This is a genomic window from Tenacibaculum sp. AHE14PA (assembly GCF_019278465.1).
GTDB lineage: Bacteria > Bacteroidota > Bacteroidia > Flavobacteriales > Flavobacteriaceae > Polaribacter > Polaribacter bernardetii.
The window spans coordinates 2,570,136-2,590,461 of sequence record NZ_CP058983.1 but is presented as its reverse complement, the minus strand read 5'-3'; the positions used below and the strand labels follow the sequence as shown (position 1 = coordinate 2,590,461).

The following is a 20,326-nucleotide window of genomic DNA, read 5'->3' as shown; positions in this document are numbered from 1 at the left end:
AAAATCCCAAAAAAGTTTATATTTAGACAATGTTTCAACAAATAACTAAAGGCATAAAAATATCTGTCAAGACCACATTTAATGGTCTAATTTATCGTGGCTATCAACAATATTATTCTTTTAGCTATTATGTTTTTATTGAAAACAACTCAAAAGACACCGTAAAACTTTTAGAACGTTTTTGGGTAATTTTCGATTCTCTTAACGACACCGAATACATAGAGGGTGAAGGCATTATTGGAGAAACTCCTGTTCTTAAACCTAACGAAACCTATAATTACCGATCTAACTGTTTTTTACTCTCTACAGCAGGCGCTATGAAAGGAAATTACAAAATGATTAATCCAGATACCTTAGAAGAGTTTCTGGTAATCATACCAACATTTCAATTAACTACCACTCCTACTTTAAACTAATGGCTAAGAAAACCAAGGTTGCAATTATCAAAGAACCTAATTGCTTAAATTGCGGATATCCGTTTTCTCAAAACGAAAAATTCTGCCCAGAATGTGGTCAAAAAAATAAAGGTAAAAAAATTACATTAACTAGTTTTATTCGCGAAGTATTTGCGGGTTTCTTTTCTTGGGATGCAAGGTTTTGGAGAACATTAGTTCCACTTTTAATAAAACCCGGAAAAGTATCTAAAGATTATATCAACGGAAAAAGAGATCGCTATTCTAATCCTTTTCGATTTTACTTAACCGTTTCTATTTTGTTCTTTTTAATTATAGGAGTTACCGAAAGCTACGATAAGTTTAACGAATTACAGAGTGGTATTATCTCTAAAAACACCACATCGCAAATAAAAATTAACGAAAATGGCATAAAAGCACTAGAGGTAGATTTAGATTCGATTCAAAAAGAAATCTTTAAAGAAATAAACAAACAAGACTCTACAAAAGCTAACTTAATTAAACAAAGTATTGACTCTTTAAAAATTGACGGAAACTCTAAACAACCAATGGTAAACATTGGATTTGGAAATTCTAATCAACTATCAAAAATTATTAAATTCCAAAAAAAACACCCAAATATTCATGTTAACAATGCATTAGATAGCTTAGAAATGGACAAAACTTTTACGAATAGATTCCTCTATTCACGTACCGAAGTTTTAAATTCATTTTTATCTAAAAGAGGAGAAACCGATAAGTTTTACCGCCAGATACTATCTTACGCGTCGATAGCCTTATTTATCTTATTACCGCTTTTTACATTATTCTTAAAAATAATTTACATCCGAAGAAAATACACCTATGTAGAGCATTTAGTTTTTGTTTTTCACACCCAAACAGTCTTCTTTTTACTCTCTTCTGTGTTTTATTTAATCGGTTATTTTAAAGAAGCTGAATTTTTATTAGGTATTTTCTTATTGCTTTTTATTATTTATTTATTCATGGCTATGAAAAGGTTTTATGGGCAAGGATATTTTAAAACTTTTGTAAAATACCTTATGGCAAACTTTGTATTTACTATGCTTGCTTTAATAGGTTCTTTTATAATTTCATTTATTGCTTTTGCATTGTATTAGTTCTGTTTTCATTTATAACATCAATATAATCAACTGCAACCTTTTCTGCCGTTTTTTGCACTGAAGTAACACTTACAGTTTCTACCTGTGGCCGTTTCATTTTTAATGAAATTTCCTTATTTCCTTTTGTTTCATCTTTATGAAAAGCAATTATCTTTTCTTGTTTAAAAACAGGGTTTTCCCTTTGCCAATCTGCAAACCAATCGCGTCGTAATAGCTTCACTTCTTCGGTATATAATGTTGATGATGACCATATTTTTGGTGCACTATCTAATTCTTGAAAATGCTTTTTTACGCCATCCCAAACCAACTCATAAGCATTTAAGTTCTTTTCCCAATCAACTAAAACAATCGTAAAAGGCTCAATTCCTTCAAAATTAAAATGATTTATAATTTCCACAGGGTTATCAACCTTTAATAGTTGTTTTACAATTACACCTCTACTTAACCTATAACTATCTGCTCGTTTATGTTTTTCGAAACCACCATTTAGCAAACAAATTAATCGATTTTTATCAGATAAGCCAATCCACGTTCCGCCAGCAAGTTCATCTTTTGGATATATTAATTTTACTCCATCTTCATCATATTCTTTCGGTGCAATAGTTTTTCTTTTTGGGTCTTCATCTCTATTTGATGTTAATATAAAATCCTGACCTCCTAAAGGCAAATAAGTTACCGTACACATATTGTATTATTTTTTGATAAATGAGATATAAAAACAGCTTAGTATTTCTTAAAATAAATGCTAACTTTGTTCTATATAAAAATTATAGCTTTTTTGATTAAAGCAACAACATAATCATTGCAAATTAATGCCATTAGATTTTGTTTATTCGTTTTTAATTAAAAATATTTTTTAAACATACAAACAACATACTAAAATGACAAGAGGATTTTTTAATGTTCCAAAAGCAGTAAACGAACCTGTAAAAGGGTATGCTCCTGGATCTCCAGAAAGAGAAGAGTTATTAGCAACATACAAATCGATGTTTAACAGTAACGTTGATGTGCCTATGTACATTAACGGTGAAGAAGTTAGAACCGGTAATACAAAAAACATCACACCACCACATGATCATAAACATGTAGTTGGTCAATATCATACCGCAGATAAATCGCACGTAGATGAAGCTATTTCAACTGCATTGGCTGCAAGAGAAGCATGGTCTAACGTTAGTTGGATGGAAAGAGCTTCTATTTTCTTAAAAGCTGCTGAATTATTAGCAGGACCTTATAGAGCAAGAATGAATGCTGCAACAATGATTGCACAATCTAAAAACGTGTTTCAAGCAGAAATTGATGCTGCTTGTGAAATGATAGATTTCTTCCGTTTTAACGTAGAGTATATGACTGATATTTTTAAAGATCAGCCAACATCTTCACCAGGCGTTTGGAACAGAGTTGAATACAGACCTTTAGAAGGTTTTATCTATGCAATTTCTCCATTTAATTTTACATCTATTGCTGCAAACTTACCAGCATCAGCTGCCTTAATGGGTAACGTTGTTGTTTGGAAACCATCTGATCACCAAGCATATTCTGCACAAGTAATTGTAGATTTATTTAAAGAAGCTGGTTTACCTGATGGTGTAATTAACGTTGTATACGGAGATCCAGTTATGATTTCTGATACTGTTTTAGCGTCTCCAGATTTCTCTGGACTACACTTTACAGGATCTACACATGTTTTTAAAGAATTATGGAAACAAATTGGTAACAATATTCATACCTATAAAACATACCCAAGAATTGTTGGAGAAACTGGTGGAAAAGATTTCATTTGGGTTCACAACTCTTCTAACCCATTACAAGTTGCAACAGCAATGACAAGAGGTGCTTTCGAATACCAAGGTCAAAAATGTTCTGCTGCTTCACGTTCTTACATTCCTGCATCACTTTGGCCAGAAGTTAAAAAACATTTAACAGCACAAGTAGGTGAATTAAAAATGGGTTCTCCAGAAGACACCTCTAACTTTGTAAATGCAGTTATTCACGAAGGTTCTTTTGACAAAATTGCAAGTTATATCGATGCAGCAAAAGCTGATAGAGATGCAGAAATTATTATTGGTGGAAACCACGATAAATCTGTAGGTTATTTTATAGAGCCAACTGTAATTGTTACTACATCGCCTAAATACGCAACTATGCATACAGAGTTATTTGGCCCTGTTATGACAGTTTATGTTTATGAAGATACTGAGTGGGAAGCTTCATTAAAATTAGTTGATGAAACTTCTGAATATGCATTAACGGGTGCTATCTTTTCTACAGATAGATATATTGTTGAAAAAGCATCTAAAGCTTTAGAAAACGCTGCTGGAAACTTTTATATTAACGACAAGCCTTCTGGTGCAGTTGTTGGCCAGCAACCATTTGGTGGGGCAAGAGCTTCTGGTACAAATGACAAAGCAGGTTCTGCACAAAACTTATTACGTTGGACATCTGTTCGCTTAATAAAAGAAACATTAGTATCGCCTACAGATTATAAATACCCTTTCTTAGGATAAGAAAATAAATATATAGTTTTTTAAAACCTCATCAGCTTCTGGTGAGGTTTTTCTTTACCATAAATTCTAGCATTTATTTAACAATATTCATTTTCATTATTATGTATATTTATCAGCATCAAAAAACAACCAAAACAATGATAAAAAAAGTGCTACTATTTACAGCTGTAATATTCTTTATTGCCTGTAATACCGAACAAAAAGAGAAGAAAACTTCCTTAAATGTTCCTTTTGAAAAATTTGAATTAGAAAACGGATTACAAGTCGTTTTACATACCGATAAATCAGATCCTGTGGTTGCTGTAGAATTGATGGTTCACGTTGGTTCTGCCAGAGAAATCGAAGGAAGAACTGGTTTTGCTCATTTATTTGAACATTTATTGTTTTTAGAATCTGAAAACCTTGGTAAAGGTGGCTTAGACAAAATGAGCGCACGTATTGGTGGTTCTGGTGCAAACGGATCTACATCAAGAGACCGAACAAACTATTTACAAACCGTACCAAATGATGCTTTGGAAAAAATGATTTGGGCAGAAGCGGATAAACTAGGTTGGTTTATAAACACCGTAACTGAACCTGTTTTGGCAAAAGAAAAACAAGTTGTTAAAAACGAAAAAAGACAAAGTGTTGATAACCGTCCGTATGGATTCAATCAACAAATTATCGATCGTAATTTATACCCGAAAGATCATCCATACAATTGGCAAGTAATAGGTTCGTTAGAACATTTACAAAATGCTACTTTAAGCGATGTAAAAGCATTCTTTAAAAAATGGTATGTTCCTAACAATGCAACTTTAGTTTTATCAGGAGATTTTGATTCTGCGAAAGCAAAAGAATGGGTTCGTAAATATTTTAACGAGATTCCTAGAGGTGAAGAAATTACGCCTTTGGTTAAAAAATCAGGAAAAGTTAATGAATCGAAATCTTTGTATTTTGAAGATAACTTTGCACGATTACCAATGCTAACATTGGCATGGCCAACGGTTGAACTGTATCATAAAGATTCATATGCTTTAGATATCTTAACAGAATATTTATCACAAGGAAAAAAAGCACCTTTAAACACTGTTTTAGTTGATGATTTAAAACTTACTGCCAATACAAGTATGTGGAACTGGTCATCTGAACTAGCAGGGCAATCGCAATTAAGTATCCGAGGATTTAATAACGTTGATTTAAATGCTATTAATGACGGAATAAAAACAGCGTTTAAAAACTTTGAAGAAACAGGTATTTCTGATAAAGACTTAAACAGAATTAAAGCTGGTTTAGAAACTAGTTTTTACAATAGTTTATCTAGCGTGCTAGGAAAAGGAACAAACTTAGCTTCTTATAACACCTATGCCGGTGATCCTGGTTTTATCAACAAAGAAATTGATTTAACCTTAAATGTTACCAAAGAAGATGTAATGCGTGTTTACAACACCTACATTAAAGGTAAAAACTTTATTGCTACTAGTTTTGTTCCTAAAGGGATGAAAAACCTTGCTTTAAAAGATGCTAAAGAAGCAATCATTAAAGAAGAAAAAATTGTTATTGGAGCCGAAGAAAAATTCGATGCTAAAATTGCTGCTCAATACGAAAAAACACCTTCTACGATTGACAGAGCAACCGAACCTGTGTATGGTAAATCACCTGCTTTAAGTTTACCAAATGTATGGAATGATAAATTAGCAAACGGAATTAAAGTATTTGGTATTAAAAATAGTGAAGTTCCTTTAGTTCGTTTTAACTTGGTAATTGATGGTGGTCAGTTATTAGAAAAAATGGACAAATTAGGTGTTGCCAACTTAACTGCTCGTTTAATGAACCGCGGTACAAAAAATAAAACAGTTGCTCAATTAGAAGAAGCTATTCAAGAATTAGGCGCTTCTATTAGTGTATATTCATCTAAAGAAAACATTACCATAAGCGGTACTACCTTAGCTAAAAACTATACAGAAACCATAAACTTGGTTGAAGAAATGTTGCTAGAGCCACGTTGGGATACTACAGAGTTTGAATTGATTAAGAAATCGGTTGTAGGTAATTTACGTCAGCAAGAAGCAAATCCAACTACAGTAACACGAAATGTTTATAATGAATTAATTTACGGAAAAGATAATATCCGCTCTAAAAATACCTTAGGAACAATTGCTTCTGTAGAAAAAATTGGTTTAGACGATTTAAAAGCATACTATACTAATTACATTTCTCCTTCTGTAGCAAAAATGCATATTGTTGGTGATGTAAATCAAGAAAAAGCTTTGGCTTCTTTAACAAACTTAACTACTAAATGGGCTGCTAAAGAAGTAACGATTCCGGTTTATAAAACTCCAGAAGCTCCTACAAAACCAACTGTTTATTTTTATGACATACCAAAAGCAAAACAATCGGTAATTAGTTTTGGTGCACCAGCTTTAGCAGTAACCGATGAAGATTATTACCCTGCAACCGTAATGAATTACATTCTTGGTGGTGGTGGTTTTGCCTCTCAATTAACGCAAGAGCTAAGAGAGGGAAAAGGATATACATACGGAATTTACTCTCAGTTTTCAGGAACAAAAGCAGTGGGGCCTTTTACCATTTCTAGTAGAGTAAGAAGTAACGTTACCCTAGAGTCTGCTCAATCAGTAAAAGACATCATTACAAATTACCCAACCAACTATTCTGAAAAAGACTTGGCAACAACCAAAGGGTTTTTAATTAAAAGTAACGCACGTCGTTTTGAAACCATGGGTGCTAAATTAAACATGTTAGAAAACATTAGCGCTTACAATTTAAATGCCGACTATGTTAAAGATAGAGAGAAAATTGTAAATGAAATGACTATTGAAAAAGTACAGGAATTAGCTAAAAAATATGTAAATCCGAATAAGATGATTTGGTTATTTGTAGGAGATGCAGAAACACAATTAGACCGTTTAAATGAATTAGGCTACGGTAAACCTGTTTTACTAAACAAAACCAAAGAAGAAATTAAACTATAAAACAAGTTTTACTTATTTTATAAAAAACAACCTCAGCTGAGGTTGTTTTTTTATGAATTTAAAAGCAATTCCTATTAATTTTGTTTTTATTATTGCCTACCTAAAGTGAACTCAACAACATGAATCATCAAAAAATAATACAAGAAGTATTTTCTAAAGTTAATACGTTAGAAAGCAAAGGAAACCTTGCTTCTTATATACCAGAATTAGCCAATTTAAATCCTGATAAATTTGGTGTTCATATTTCTACCACTTCTTCCATAAAATATGGCTTAGGAGATTATAAAGAAAAGTTTTCTATTCAAAGTATTGCTAAAGTGTTATCACTTTGTTTAGCTTTTAAAACATTTGATGGTAATATATGGGAGCGCGTTGATGTTGAACCTTCTGGTACAGCATTTAATTCGCTTGTACAATTAGAAAGTGATAACGGGATACCTAGAAATCCGTTTATAAATTCTGGCGCTATGGTTATTTGTGATATTCTTATTAGCAATCTTAAAAACCCTAAAGAAGATTTACTTACCTTTATTAAAAGCCTTTCTGGTAATAACGACATTAATTATTCTGCAAAAATAGCTGCTTCAGAAAAATCTGTTGGTTACAGAAACGTTGCTCTTTGTAATTTCATTAAATCTTTTGGCAACATTAAAAATGAACCTAGTAAGGTTCTCGACTTTTATTTCGATTTATGTTCTTTAGAATTAAGCTGCGAGTATCTTTCTGACATGTTTTTGTTTTTAGCTAACAACGGTAAAACGCCTCATAATAATAAACAAATATTAACAAAAGCACAGTCTCAAAGAGTTAATGCACTAATGCAAACTTGTGGTTTTTACGACGAATCTGGCGAATTTGCTTTTAAAGTAGGCCTAGCAGGTAAAAGTGGCGTTGGCGGCGGTATTATTGCCATACTACCAAACGAATATAGTATTGTGGTTTGGAGCCCGAAATTAAATGAAAAAGGAAATTCTTATAAAGGGATGAAGTTTTTAGAGAATTTTACAACATTGACGGAGCAGTCTCTTTTTTAGTCGGGAATTATTATAACTTAACAAAAAGAGAACTATTCATTCTTGTCTTTTTACTTTTTTCTATTAACTTCGCTACCGTTGTCTAATTATTCGTAAATCCCTACTTTTCATACGAATAACTTCAAAAAAAATAAATGAAAAAAATAGAAGTTGTTGCTGCAATAATAATACATAATGACTTAATACTTTGTGCACAAAGAGGCACAAACAAATTAAGATATATCTCAAATAAATTTGAATTTCCTGGAGGAAAAATTGAAAAAAACGAAACAAAGAAACAAGCATTAAAACGAGAACTAATAGAGGAATTAAATATTCAACCAAACATTAATGACTTATACTTAACTGTTGTTCATCAATACCCCGATTTTGAATTAACAATGCATAGTTTTATTTGTGAAGCATCATCTATGAATGTATCATTAAACGAACATATTTATCATCAGTGGTTACCTAAAGAAAAACTTTCTAAATTAGATTGGGCTGCTGCTGATTTACCTATCGTTGAAAAATTAATGCACGATGAGTAATTCTTTTGAAAGTAACTTCAAAAAAAGTATAGATACAGGCTTTATAGATAAAGACATTACCTCAGAAGTACTGTATCGCCCAAAACTTTTAGTCAATAAAAAAAAACCTAAAGAAAAGGTCCTCTCTTCTATTCTACATGAATTAAATAATTGTGAAGAATTCTATATTTCAGTAGCATTTGTAACCACAAGTGGAATTGCAGTATTATTAAACACTCTAATTATTTTAGAAGAAAAAGGCATTAAAGGTAAAATATTAGTTTCTCAATATTTAAACTTTACGCAACCTGAAGCCTTAAAAAAACTTCTTTTATTCAAAAACATTGAGTTAAAAGTATCGACAAAAGATAATGCTCATTCTAAAGGGTATATTTTTAAAACAAATAAATATTATAATTTAATTGTAGGTAGTAGCAACCTTACAGCTTCTGCCTTGTCTATAAATAAAGAATGGAATTTAAAAGTTTCAGGTTTACATTCAAGTGAAATTGTCGATAATGTTTTATATGAATTTGAACAAGATTTTAATAACTCAACAATCGTTTCAAAAGAATATATTGAGCACTATGAAGTAATTTATAATAAACAAAGAATAAACAACAGGGAGTTATCTAACAGCTCTACAGAGTCAATAAATGAGATAATTACACCTAACTCAATGCAAGAAGAAGCATTGTTAAATCTAAAAAGTCTTAGAAAACAAAATAAAAATAAAGCTTTAATTATTTCGGCGACAGGTACTGGTAAAACATATTTAGCCGCATTTGATATACAATCTTTTAAGCCAAAAAAGTTATTATTTGTAGTTCATAGGTTGAATATTGCTAAAAAAGCCCTGGAAACTTTCAAAAAACTTTTCAAAGAGGAAAAAACATATGGCCTGTATTCCGGGAACAAAAAAGAATTAGATAAAGATTTTATTTTTTCTACCGTTCAAACAATTTCTCGCGAAGACCATCTAGATAGTTTTCCTAAAAGCACCTTTGACTATATTATTATTGATGAAACACATCGTTCTGGCGCAGACTCTTACCTAAGATTAATAAACCATTTTAACCCTAAATTTTTACTAGGGATGACTGCTACTCCTGAACGAACGGATGGTAATGATATATTTAGTCTATTTGACCACAATATTGCTTGTGAAATTAGGCTAAACAAAGCAATGGAAGAAGACATGTTAAGTCCTTTTCATTATTATGGAATTACTGATTTAAAAGTAAACAACGAAATTCTTGAAAACACCAAAGATTTTAATTTACTATCAACTGACGAAAGGGTTAATAAAATAATTGAAACAGCTAAGTTCTATGGTACTGATAATGGGATAACAAGAGGTTTGGTCTTTTGCTCTAGAAATGAAGAAGCAAAAAACTTGTCAATTAAATTTAATAAGAGCGGTTTTAAAACAATTGCTTTATCTGGGAATAATACTGAAAATGAAAGAGCTAATGCTATTAACCTATTAGAATCAGATAATATCAATGAAAAGATTGATTATATATTTACCGTTGACATATTTAATGAAGGAATAGATATACCTAAAATCAATCAAATTTTAATGATAAGACCTACGGATTCTGCTATTGTATTTGTTCAGCAATTAGGAAGAGGTTTACGTAAAACAGAAAATAAAGACTTTTTAACAATCATAGATTTTATTGGAAATCATAAAAACAGTTATCTAGTTCCTATCGCTCTTTATGGTGATACATCTTATAATAAAGATACATTACGAAAATTAATATCAGAAGATAGTAAAATGATACCTGGTTCTTCTACAATTAATTTTGATAAAGTTACAAAGGACAAAATTTTTACATCAATCGATAGCGCTAAAATGGACAACTTAGCGGACTTGCGCAAAGATTATGAATTATTAAAATTCAAATTAGGCAGAACACCTATGATGATGGATTTTATAAAACATGGTTCTAGAGACCCTTATTTATATGTAAATAAAGAAAAATCATATTTTAATTTTGTTAATAAAATTGAAAAAAAAACAGCACATACTCTATCCTATAAGCAAAGTAAATTATTAGAGTTATTCTCTAAAGAAATTAACAACGGAAAGAGAATTACAGAATCTGTTTTACTTAAAACATTAATTGAATATAAAAGTATTACTATATCTAATTTTAAGGCTAATATAAAAGAAATATATAAAATTGATACTTCTGAAGAAACTGTAATATCAACAATTAAAAACCTTAATTTCAATTTTATACGAGAAAAAAAGGATAAAAAATTAATTTCTGCAAAAGAAATTTATGATTTAAAAATAGTAGCAGTTAATGCTGATGAAATATATTTAGAATCTGATTTTATTGAGATGCTCAATATTGATATATTTAAAAAATACTTATTAGATTCTATAGAGTTCTCTATCTATAATTATAGTGAAAAGTTTAAGTTAGAACTTTGGCATAATGGATTTATTCTTTATCAAAAATACTCTAGAAAAGATGTTTTTAGAATATTAAATGTTGCCGAAAATCCTGTAGCTCAAAACGTAGGTGGTTATTTGGTTAGTCCAAACTATATGCATTGCCCTATTTTTGTAAACTATCATAAAGATGATGATATTTCTGAATCTACCAAATATGAAGATGAATTTGTAAATAATAAAGAATTTGATTGGATGTCTAAATCCAATAGAAAAATCACAAGCAAAGATGTTCAGTCAATTTTAGGAGCACAGGGAGATATTAGGCTACCACTTTTTATCAAAAAAAATAATGATGAAGGGTCTGAATTTTATTTTATGGGAGATATTCATCCTAATAAAGATAAAGTAGAACAAACGACCATAGAAAATGATAAAAGAAAAAAGGTTTCTGTAGTTAGAATTAGGTTTAACTTAGAACACCCAGTACCTGATAACTTATATAACTACATAACAACTCCCTTAATAAATAATCTTAACACTATTAAAAAATTAAACATAGAAAAAACCTCTTCCTCTGTTATTGAAAAACCTAATTATACTATTCCTTTGTATGATTTTTATGCTGCGGCAGGTAGTTTTAGCGAACTACAATCAGAAAAAACATTTTCTATGATTAATGCTCCTGAAAAATACACTTTAGACACAGACTACTTTGCTTGTAAAATAGTTGGAGAATCTATGAATAAAAGAATTCCTAACGGCTCAGTATGTATTTTTAAAAAATATTCAGGTGGTTCCCGCTCAGGTAAAATCTTATTAATAGAAAATCATGACATACAAGATGCTGATTTTAATTCTGCTTTCACGGTAAAAACATATGCAAGTCAGAAAAGTATAACAGATGAAGGATGGGAACATACAGAAATAGTTCTTAGACCTAACTCTTTTGATCCATCTTATAAAGACTTAATAATTAATCAAGAAAATGCAAATAACATGAGTGTTGTTGGCGAATTCATTACTATATTAAAATAACCCCAAATGTCTCAAAAAAACGACTTAAAAGAAATAGCTAAACTCTTTTTTAAATTAGGGAGCATCGCTTTTGGTGGTCCGGCAGCTCATATTGCTATGATGGAAGATGAAGTGGTGAAAAAGAGAAAATGGATGACCCAAGAGCATTTTTTAGATCTTATTGGAGCTACTAATTTAATTCCTGGGCCAAACTCTACAGAAATGACAATGCACTGCGGTCATGAAAGAGCCGGTTGGAAAGGGTTAGTCGTTGCAGGCTTCTGTTTTATTTTCCCAGCGGTAGTTATTACCTCTGTTTTTGCGTGGTTGTATCAAGAATATGGACAGCTACCAAAAGTGGCCCCTTTTATTTACGGCATAAAACCAGCAGTAATTGCTATTATTATAATGGCAGGCTACAGGCTTGGTAAAAAAGCAATTAAAAATACCGAATTGGCTGTTTTAGGAGCCATTGCATTAGTGGCTTGTTTATTAGGTGTTAATGAAATTATAACGCTTTTGGGGTGTGGTCTTTTAGGTTTAGGTTTGTATTTCTTCAAAAGAAACAAAAACAATTTACATAGTTTTGTTCCGCTATTACTATTTCAAGCAAGCGAATTTGCAAACTTAAACAACATAAAAATTCTTTTAACTTTCTTAAAAATCGGAGCGATTTTATACGGTAGTGGTTATGTACTATTTGCTTTTTTAGACTCCGAATTAGTGGCAAATGGTTGGTTAACGCGCCAGGCATTAATTGACGCTGTTGCTGTGGGGCAAATTACTCCCGGACCTGTTTTATCTACCGCTACTTTTATCGGGTGGCAACTAAACGGAATAACGGGCGCAATTGTAGCTACAATCGGTATTTTTTTGCCCTCTTTTATATTTGTGTTGGTATTGAATCCGTTAATTCCTAAAATGAGGAATTCTAAAGTTATTCGTTCGGTTTTAGATGCAGTAAATGTTGCTGCTGTAGCTTTAATTATAGCTGTTTGTATAAACATGGCAAAAGATACTTTAGTAGATTGGCGAACAATTGTTATTGCTATTGTGAGTTTAATTGTTGTTTTTGGTTTAAAAAAACTAAACAGTGCTTTTATCGTTTTAGGAGGATCTATACTGGGTTATGCATTGACTTATATTTAGATTTTTGCTCACACAATAATCGAACCTATATTGTTTGATTTAGAGTATCTTTGCAAAAAAAATAATCAATGCAATTTTCAGACTTACATCTTAATCCATCTATTTTAAAAGCATTAAGCGAAGAAAAATATCGCACAGCTACGTTAGTACAGCAAAAAGTGATTCCGTTAGTGCTAGATAAAAAAGATGTAATTGTTGGTTCGCAAACAGGATCGGGTAAAACCGCAGCTTTTGCATTGCCTATTATTCATAATTTAGCGCAAGAATTAGCTTTAGTTCCTGAAAGAGGACCTAAAAAAATAAAAGCCTTAGTTGTAAGTCCTACCAGAGAATTGGCGATACAAATTGAAGAAAGCTTTAACACTTACGCGAAACATACAAATATACTTACCGGTGTTGTATACGGAGGAATATCAACAAAAGTGCAAAAAGAAATTTTAGCAAAAGGAGTAGATGTTTTAGTAGCAACACCAGGACGTTTAATCGATTTACATGAACAAGGAAGTGTAGATTTAACGACCTTAAAAACTTTTGTTTTAGATGAAGCTGATTTAATGTTAGACATGGGTTTTATTCAAGATGTAAAAAAAATTGAAGCCTTATGTCCGCGTAAAAAACAAACGCTTTTATGCTCGGCAACCATGCCCGAAAAAGTGAGTGATTTGGCTAAAAAAATGTTATATAAGCCAGAGACAGTTAACGTGATTCCCACTAATAACACGGTTAACAAAATTGGGCAGTTATTATATTACACGCCTAAAAAACATAAAGTAGATTTATGTTTACACTTACTACGCAACACGATTCAAGGTCGTATTCTTATTTTTAGACGTACTAAATTTGGTGTTGATAAATTAGAGCAAACACTTATAAAAAACGGATACAAAGTAACCAGTGTTCACGGAGATAAAACACAAATTTTACGTAACCAAGCTATTGAAGATTTTAAAAACAATAAAGCTAATATTTTAATTGCTACAGATGTTGCTGCTCGAGGTATTGATATTCATAAAATTGATGCTGTTATTAATGTAGATATACCAAATGTACCTGAAACCTACGTTCACCGAATTGGTAGAACTGGTAGAGCAGGAAAATCGGGTATCGCATTTTCTTTTTGTAGTGCCGATGAAACTAGCTACATAAAAGGAATTCAGGAATTTTTAAAGAGACCGATAAAAATCATTGAAGATCACCCGTTTCTTTTAGTAAAACCAAAACACATAAAACAACCGAATACCATCAGTAAAAATAAAAAAGGACGAAAGTCTGACGCTTCTAAAAAGAAGAAAAAACGCTGGTATTAATATCTTAAGAGATAAAAAAAACCTTACGCTAAACAGCTATAGTTTTATATTACGATGTCTGTTCGAGCGAAGTCGAGAACTTTTCTTAGTACCGATATATTCTAAACCCTGCTCTAATTGACAAGATTAACTAAATATTTAGCAGTAATTATTTGCTAACAAATGCTGTTTATAAAGTAACAAAATGCTCCGATAACAAAATATTATCGGAGCAATTCGCTTTAAATCAATTATTAATCGTAATATTGCAATATAATAATTAAACAATGGGAGTTACCAAATCAGAAAAATTTACACCACAGCAAAACGATCTTGCTAAAATAGCTAAAGTGCTAGGTCATCCTGCTCGTATTGCTATTTTGCAACACTTATTTAAAATAAACTCGTGTGTTTGTGGCGATTTAGTAAATGAAATAGGCTTGGCGCAACCTACCATTTCTCAGCATTTAAAAGAGTTGAAAAATTTAAAATTGATAAAAGGTAACATCGAAGGAACCAGTGTTTGTTATTGTATTGATCAAGAAAATTGGACAACCATAAAATCTTTATTAAACAACTTTTTAAACCTCGACAGCGAATCGAATAATTGCTGTTGAAAAAATTTACATTAATCCATCGCAATATTACAATTAAAATAAAAAGACATGAAATTATCAGAAATTAAAAAACATTTAGCATCCTTAAAAACAATTGCTTTTCAATTACCAAATGGAGATTTAGTACCAAACCATTTTCACGTAACAGAAGTTGGTCGTGTAACTAAAAACTTTATCGATTGTGGCGGAACTGTAAGAAACGAAGAAGTAGCAAACTTTCAGTTATGGGAAGCAGATGATTATGATCACAGATTGCATCCAGAAAAATTAACAAACATTATTGAGCTATCTGAAAAAGTATTAAATATTGCCGATTTAGATATTGAAGTAGAATATCAAGGAGCTACAATTGGTAAATATGGATTAGATTTTAACGGAACAAACTTCGTATTAACAGCAACTAAAACGGATTGCTTGGCAAAAGATAATTGTGGTATTCCGCAAGAAAAACCTAAAATGAAGCTAGCGCAGATACAAACACAAAATGCTTGCTCACCAGAATCAGGTTGTTGTTAATTTTATAAATTGATAAAAATGTATCCAGCTATAAATAAAACAATATTGGATTTACCTTTTGTTTCCGAAGAAAGAAAACAAATATTAAATCCTTTACTACAATACATTCAAGAAAAAGCGACTAAAAAAGAACCTATAAATCTTAATTTTATATGTACTCATAACTCAAGGCGAAGTCATTTAGCACAAGTTTGGGCGCAAACTATGGCGCATTATTATGCGGTTTCTTTTGTAAATAGTTATTCGGGCGGTACCGAAGCTACAAGTATGAATAGTACAATTGTTGCGACATTAAGAGATAACGGATTTAAAATTGAATCATTATCAGCAAACACAAACCCAGTTTATGCTATTAAACACAGTGATAACTTGCCTGCTATAATCGGTTTTTCTAAAAAGTATGATGATGACTTTAATCCGGTCTCGGCTTTTTGTGCAATCATGACGTGTTCACAAGCAGATGATGGTTGTCCGTTTATTTCTGGAGCAGAAAAAAGGGTCCCAATTACTTTTGAGGACCCTAAAATATATGATAACACTCCGCAAGAAAAAGAAAAATATTTAGAGCGTAGTTTACAAATTGCAGCAGAAATGCATTATGTGTTTTCTACTATAAAATAATTATGCTTTAAATTTCATTCCTAAATGGACAACTTTTTTAGTTTCAAAGAATTCTTCTTCAAAGAAATCTGGTAAATCATAAATAGTTGCAGATGTATATTTCTCTAACTCTTCAGTTAAATCACCACCTTTTAAATACAGAATACCGTTTTTTAAATCGTGGTTTTGTTTTTTAGCAATTTTTCCTTTTGTCCATCCCACAAAAGTTTCCATTTGCGCTACTGCTCTACTTACAATAAAATCATACGTGTCTTTTACTTCTTCAACACGGCCATTCGTAGTTTTAACATTTTGCAAACCTAAACCTTCAGCTACTTCATTTACTACTTTTATTTTCTTACCAATAGAGTCTACTAAATGAAACTGCGTTTCAGGAAATAAAATTGCCAACGGAATACCAGGAAAACCTCCACCTGTACCAACATCCATCACTTTAGAACCTGGCTTAAACTGCATAACCTTTGCTATTCCTAATGAATGTAATACATGTCGCAAGTACAATTCATCAATATCTTTACGCGAAACCACGTTAATTTTTAAGTTCCAATCTTCGTACAATTCTTGTAGTTTAGAGAACTGTTCTAACTGTGTTTCAGTTAAATCGGTAAAGTATTTTTTTATAAGTTCCATTGATTATTTTTTTCGTTGCAAAAGTAAAAAACTAATTCGTAATAGTCATTTATCTATCAAAAGATATGTTTATTGTTAAAAATTTGCCACTAAGCAATAACCATAGGCTAAAAACGTTTATTTTTGCGATCCCTAATATACAATAAATGAAAACAATAAATTTTTCAAGAATAGATAACGCTAAGTTCTTTAGGACTCTAAACAAGCGTGTTAACTCATATTTTAAAGAAAACAACATTAAGCGTACAGGTAATTGGAAGTTATATTCTAAGGCAATTATCATGTTTGCTACCTTTTTAATCCCTTTTATTTTAATTTTAACCGTAACAATGCCACAATGGGTAATGCTATTACTTATAACAATTACCGGTATTGGTATGGCTGGTGTTGGTATGAATGTAATGCACGATGCTAATCACGAATCATTTTCGAGCAAAAAATGGTTGAATAAATTAATGGGAAGTAGTATTTACATTTTAGCAGGAAACGTATATAATTGGAAAGTACAACACAATGTATTACACCATACGTTTACCAACGTTAAAGGACATGATGAAGATATTGATGCAGGTAGAATTATTCGTTTCTCTAAGCACTCTAAATGGTTACCAATACACAAGTTTCAAAAATTTTATTCTATATTTTTATATGGATTATTAACAATTAACTGGGCTATAACTACCGATTTTAAGCAAATGAGTAGTTATTTAAAACGTAAATTATCGTACGGAAAATTTCCGAACCCTAAAGTAGAATGGACAAAGTTAGTAATCTCTAAAGTGGTATATTATTCTTTGTGGATTGTATTACCTTTAGTGGTAGTAGATATAGCTTGGTGGAAAGTTTTACTAGGTTTTTTTATTATGCATTATACAGCGGGTATGATTTTAAGTGTTGTTTTTCAATTAGCACACGTAGTACCAAATACAAAAATGCCTTTACCTGATAAAGAAGGAAACTTAGAACATACTTGGGCAGTTCACCAACTATATACAACCTCTAACTTTGCTCCTAAAAACTGGTTAGTTAACTTTTATACTGGTGGATTGAATCACCAAGTAGAGCATCATATTTTTCCACATATTTCGCATGTTCACTATAATAAATTAGCTAAAATTGTAAAAGAAACAGCACAAGAGTTTAACTTGCCATATAACGAATATAAAACAATGACAAGAGCCCTTGCCGAGCACTTTAAGCAATTAAGCTCTTTAGGTAAAGAACCTCAACTAGCATAAACAACACACAACATAACAACACAATGTCAAACGCATTATCAAACAGAATTAACAGCTTACCGATATCACAAACCTTAGCAATGGCTGCTAAAGCAAGAGAATTAAAAGCAGCTGGTAGAGATATTATTAGTTTAAGTTTAGGAGAACCTGATTTTAACACTCCTGATTTCATTAAAGATGCTGCTATTGAAGCAATTAATCAAGATTATAATTCATACACTCCAGTTGATGGATATGTAGAGTTAAAGGAAGCTATTTGCGTAAAGTTTAAACGTGATAATGATTTAACATATAATCCTAACCAGATTGTAGTATCAACAGGAGCAAAACAATCTATTGCAAATATTGCTCAGGTATTATTAAATCCTGGTGATGAGGTTTTATTACCTGCTCCTTATTGGGTAAGTTATTCTGCAATTGCTACTTTATGTGAAGCTAAATTTGTTGAAATCCCTTCTTCTATCGATAGTGATTTTAAAATTACTCCAGCGCAATTAGAAGCAGCGATTACGCCTAAAACAAAAATGATTTTCTTTAACTCACCAAACAACCCAAGTGGAACTATTTACAGTGAGGCAGAATACAGAGCGTTAGCAAAAGTATTAGAAAATCATCCGCAGATATATATATTATCTGACGAAATTTACGAACATATTAATTACGGAACAAAACCATTTAGTTTTGCGGCTATCGAAAATATGTTCGATCGTACTATTACCGTAAACGGATTGGCAAAAGCTTTTGCTATGACAGGGTGGAGAATTGGTTTTATTGGAGCTCCTGAGTGGATTGCTAAGGCATGCACTAAGATGCAAGGTCAAATTACATCAGGAACAAACTGTATCGCGCAACGTGCTGCAATTACAGCTGTTTTAGCGGAGCCTGTTAAAGTACAATATATGGTTGATGAATTTAAAACTCGTAGAGATATGATTTTAGGTTTATTAGGAGAAATAGACGGATTTAAACTAAACGTACCTGAAGGCGCTTTTTATGTTTTTCCAGATATTTCTGCTTTCTTCGGAAAAACGATTAAAGGAACTGAAATTAAAAATGCAAACGATTTTTCTATGTTATTATTAGAAGAAGCAAATGTTGCAACCGTTACTGGTGAAGCTTTTGGTGCACCAAACTGTATTCGTTTATCATATGCTGCTTCTGAATTACAATTACGCGAAGCTGTAAAAAGAATTAAAGAAGTATTATCGTAACATCATTACAAACAAAGTGACGTAATTTTTTTATAGTATGCTATAAATTTTAAAATCTCATAACATCATGTTGTGAGATTTTTTTATTTAAAAAACAATTAATATCAAAGCTACTACAAACATTGCTACTTTTAAAATAGTTCCTGTTTCACTATATAATCTTGCGCTACTTTTTCTTAATTTAGCTTTAACTCTAAATAAAGATTGTCCTTTCATAGAACAGAGACTTTGTTTAATTTCTTCTTTATATGCTGATGTTAAAATTCCTCTTTCTAATACTAAACTATTTGCTATTGATTTCATGGTTGTTGGTTTTAATTGACTACACTAGTTCGACGGCAGTCAACAAAAAATGTTACAGCCATTTTTATCGCAACACTCAATTAATCAACAATAAATCTATATAAAATTCATGCTATAATTCAGTAATAATGGTTTACTCAAATTATTTTTTAATATCAAAAAGCACTATTCAAATAATTTAATTTTAACACTTTTTAACTAATCTGTTTTAAAACGGAATCTTAAATAATTCATCTTTCTTCGCTTTCTTTAACTTCTTTAAATACAATACTTTTTTATCGTAATCAATAAAAGCTTTACCACTTTCTAAAATATCAGCACCAATAATTCCGTCTACTTTTTTGGTTTTATGTAATGTTAAGGCTTTGTTTACATGGGTTAAATCAAACAATACTAAATTACATTGATTCGTTTTCCATTTTCCTATTTTCAACGAGTTATTTTCCGATTTTCTTGTTTCCATATCGGTTGCCCCTGCTCCTGCTGCCTTCACTTCACTTTCTTCGGATATCAATTTAAAACGCTCTATTAAATCTAACCCAACACATGAATTTGAAGCTCCCGTATCTAATATAAACGTTCCTTTAACTCCATTTATTTTTGCCTTTAGCTCTAAATGATTGGTGACTATCTTTTTAAGTTTAATTTTTATGTATTTCTTTTTCTTTAATATTCTTTTCAAACTTGCCATTTCTTGTACTTTTGTAACGTAAATACAAACATACGTCATTACGAACAAAGTGAAGTAATCTCTATATTCAGATCGCTTCGT

At 31.2% G+C, this 20,326-nt stretch carries 18 protein-coding genes; 14 read left to right on the top strand and 4 right to left on the bottom strand.

The annotated features are described in order from the left end of the window. Nucleotides 1–29 precede the first annotated feature (29 nt). Entirely contained in the window at nucleotides 30–416 is a 387-nt protein-coding gene (apaG, locus tag H0I30_RS11955; protein WP_218772088.1) for a Co2+/Mg2+ efflux protein ApaG, read from the top strand. Next, nucleotides 416–1,531 carry a DUF3667 domain-containing protein gene (locus H0I30_RS11950; protein ID WP_218772087.1) on the top strand — a complete coding sequence of 372 codons (1,116 nt, stop codon included), beginning with the start codon at nucleotides 416–418 and terminating at the stop codon, nucleotides 1,529–1,531. Before apaG ends, H0I30_RS11950 begins: the two co-directional genes overlap by 1 nt. Here the strand turns inward: H0I30_RS11950 and H0I30_RS11945 are convergent. Continuing rightward, complete coding sequence (locus tag H0I30_RS11945; RefSeq protein ID WP_218772086.1) at nucleotides 1,509–2,219, bottom strand: NRDE family protein; 711 nt, start codon at nucleotides 2,217–2,219, stop codon at nucleotides 1,509–1,511. The two genes, H0I30_RS11950 and H0I30_RS11945, sit on opposite strands and share 23 nt — an antisense overlap. Nucleotides 2,220–2,415: 196 nt before the next feature. Between H0I30_RS11945 and pruA the strand changes: the two genes are divergently transcribed. From pruA to H0I30_RS11895, 10 genes are all read left to right on the top strand, one after another. Further along, nucleotides 2,416–4,041, top strand: a complete 1,626-nt coding sequence (gene pruA, locus H0I30_RS11940) for an L-glutamate gamma-semialdehyde dehydrogenase (protein ID WP_218772085.1) — start codon at nucleotides 2,416–2,418, stop codon at nucleotides 4,039–4,041. A gap of 137 nt (nucleotides 4,042–4,178) precedes the next feature. Beyond that, a complete protein-coding gene (locus H0I30_RS11935; RefSeq protein WP_218772084.1) occupies nucleotides 4,179–7,013 on the top strand; it encodes a pitrilysin family protein in 2,835 nt (944 codons plus the stop codon). Between the two features lie 119 nt (nucleotides 7,014–7,132). After that, nucleotides 7,133–8,047: a glutaminase gene (locus tag H0I30_RS11930; protein WP_218772083.1), complete on the top strand. Its 915-nt coding sequence runs from the start codon at nucleotides 7,133–7,135 to the stop codon at nucleotides 8,045–8,047. A gap of 134 nt (nucleotides 8,048–8,181) precedes the next feature. Beyond that, nucleotides 8,182–8,577, top strand: coding sequence for a (deoxy)nucleoside triphosphate pyrophosphohydrolase (locus H0I30_RS11925; protein WP_218772082.1), 396 nt, complete (start codon nucleotides 8,182–8,184; stop codon nucleotides 8,575–8,577). Beyond that, complete coding sequence (locus H0I30_RS11920) at nucleotides 8,570–12,004, top strand: DUF3427 domain-containing protein (RefSeq protein ID WP_218772081.1); 3,435 nt, start codon at nucleotides 8,570–8,572, stop codon at nucleotides 12,002–12,004. Before H0I30_RS11925 ends, H0I30_RS11920 begins: the two co-directional genes overlap by 8 nt. A gap of 6 nt (nucleotides 12,005–12,010) precedes the next feature. Further along, a complete protein-coding gene (chrA, locus tag H0I30_RS11915; protein ID WP_218772080.1) occupies nucleotides 12,011–13,132 on the top strand; it encodes a chromate efflux transporter in 1,122 nt (373 codons plus the stop codon). 68 nt (nucleotides 13,133–13,200) lie between these two features. Further along, entirely contained in the window at nucleotides 13,201–14,439 is a 1,239-nt protein-coding gene (locus H0I30_RS11910; protein WP_218772079.1) for a DEAD/DEAH box helicase, read from the top strand. A 266-nt stretch (nucleotides 14,440–14,705) separates the two neighbouring features. Continuing rightward, entirely contained in the window at nucleotides 14,706–15,035 is a 330-nt protein-coding gene (locus H0I30_RS11905) for a helix-turn-helix transcriptional regulator (RefSeq protein WP_218772078.1), read from the top strand. 48 nt (nucleotides 15,036–15,083) lie between these two features. Then, nucleotides 15,084–15,551 (top strand): DUF6428 family protein, encoded by a 468-nt coding sequence (locus H0I30_RS11900; RefSeq protein ID WP_218772077.1) that lies wholly within the window; start codon nucleotides 15,084–15,086, stop codon nucleotides 15,549–15,551. An 18-nt stretch (nucleotides 15,552–15,569) separates the two neighbouring features. Next, entirely contained in the window at nucleotides 15,570–16,172 is a 603-nt protein-coding gene (locus H0I30_RS11895) for a low molecular weight phosphatase family protein (protein WP_218772076.1), read from the top strand. Here the strand turns inward: H0I30_RS11895 and rsmG are convergent, their stop codons facing one another. Beyond that, complete coding sequence (gene rsmG / locus H0I30_RS11890; protein ID WP_218772075.1) at nucleotides 16,173–16,802, bottom strand: 16S rRNA (guanine(527)-N(7))-methyltransferase RsmG; 630 nt, start codon at nucleotides 16,800–16,802, stop codon at nucleotides 16,173–16,175. Nucleotides 16,803–16,948: 146 nt separating this feature from the next. Between rsmG and H0I30_RS11885 the strand changes: the two genes are divergently transcribed. Together H0I30_RS11885 and H0I30_RS11880 are read left to right on the top strand one after the other, a co-directional pair. Continuing rightward, the gene (locus H0I30_RS11885) at nucleotides 16,949–18,040 is read left to right on the top strand and encodes an acyl-CoA desaturase (protein ID WP_218772074.1); all 1,092 of its coding nucleotides are present in this window, start codon (nucleotides 16,949–16,951) and stop codon (nucleotides 18,038–18,040) included. A gap of 23 nt (nucleotides 18,041–18,063) precedes the next feature. Continuing rightward, nucleotides 18,064–19,251 carry a pyridoxal phosphate-dependent aminotransferase gene (locus H0I30_RS11880; protein WP_218772073.1) on the top strand — a complete coding sequence of 396 codons (1,188 nt, stop codon included), beginning with the start codon at nucleotides 18,064–18,066 and terminating at the stop codon, nucleotides 19,249–19,251. Between the two features lie 87 nt (nucleotides 19,252–19,338). Here H0I30_RS11880 and H0I30_RS11875 read toward each other — a convergent pair whose 3' ends face one another. Together H0I30_RS11875 and H0I30_RS11870 are read right to left on the bottom strand one after the other, a co-directional pair. Further along, a complete protein-coding gene (locus H0I30_RS11875; RefSeq protein WP_218772072.1) occupies nucleotides 19,339–19,554 on the bottom strand; it encodes a hypothetical protein in 216 nt (71 codons plus the stop codon). A 208-nt stretch (nucleotides 19,555–19,762) separates the two neighbouring features. After that, complete coding sequence (locus H0I30_RS11870) at nucleotides 19,763–20,245, bottom strand: retropepsin-like aspartic protease (RefSeq protein ID WP_218772071.1); 483 nt, start codon at nucleotides 20,243–20,245, stop codon at nucleotides 19,763–19,765. Nucleotides 20,246–20,326: the final 81 nt, after the last annotated feature.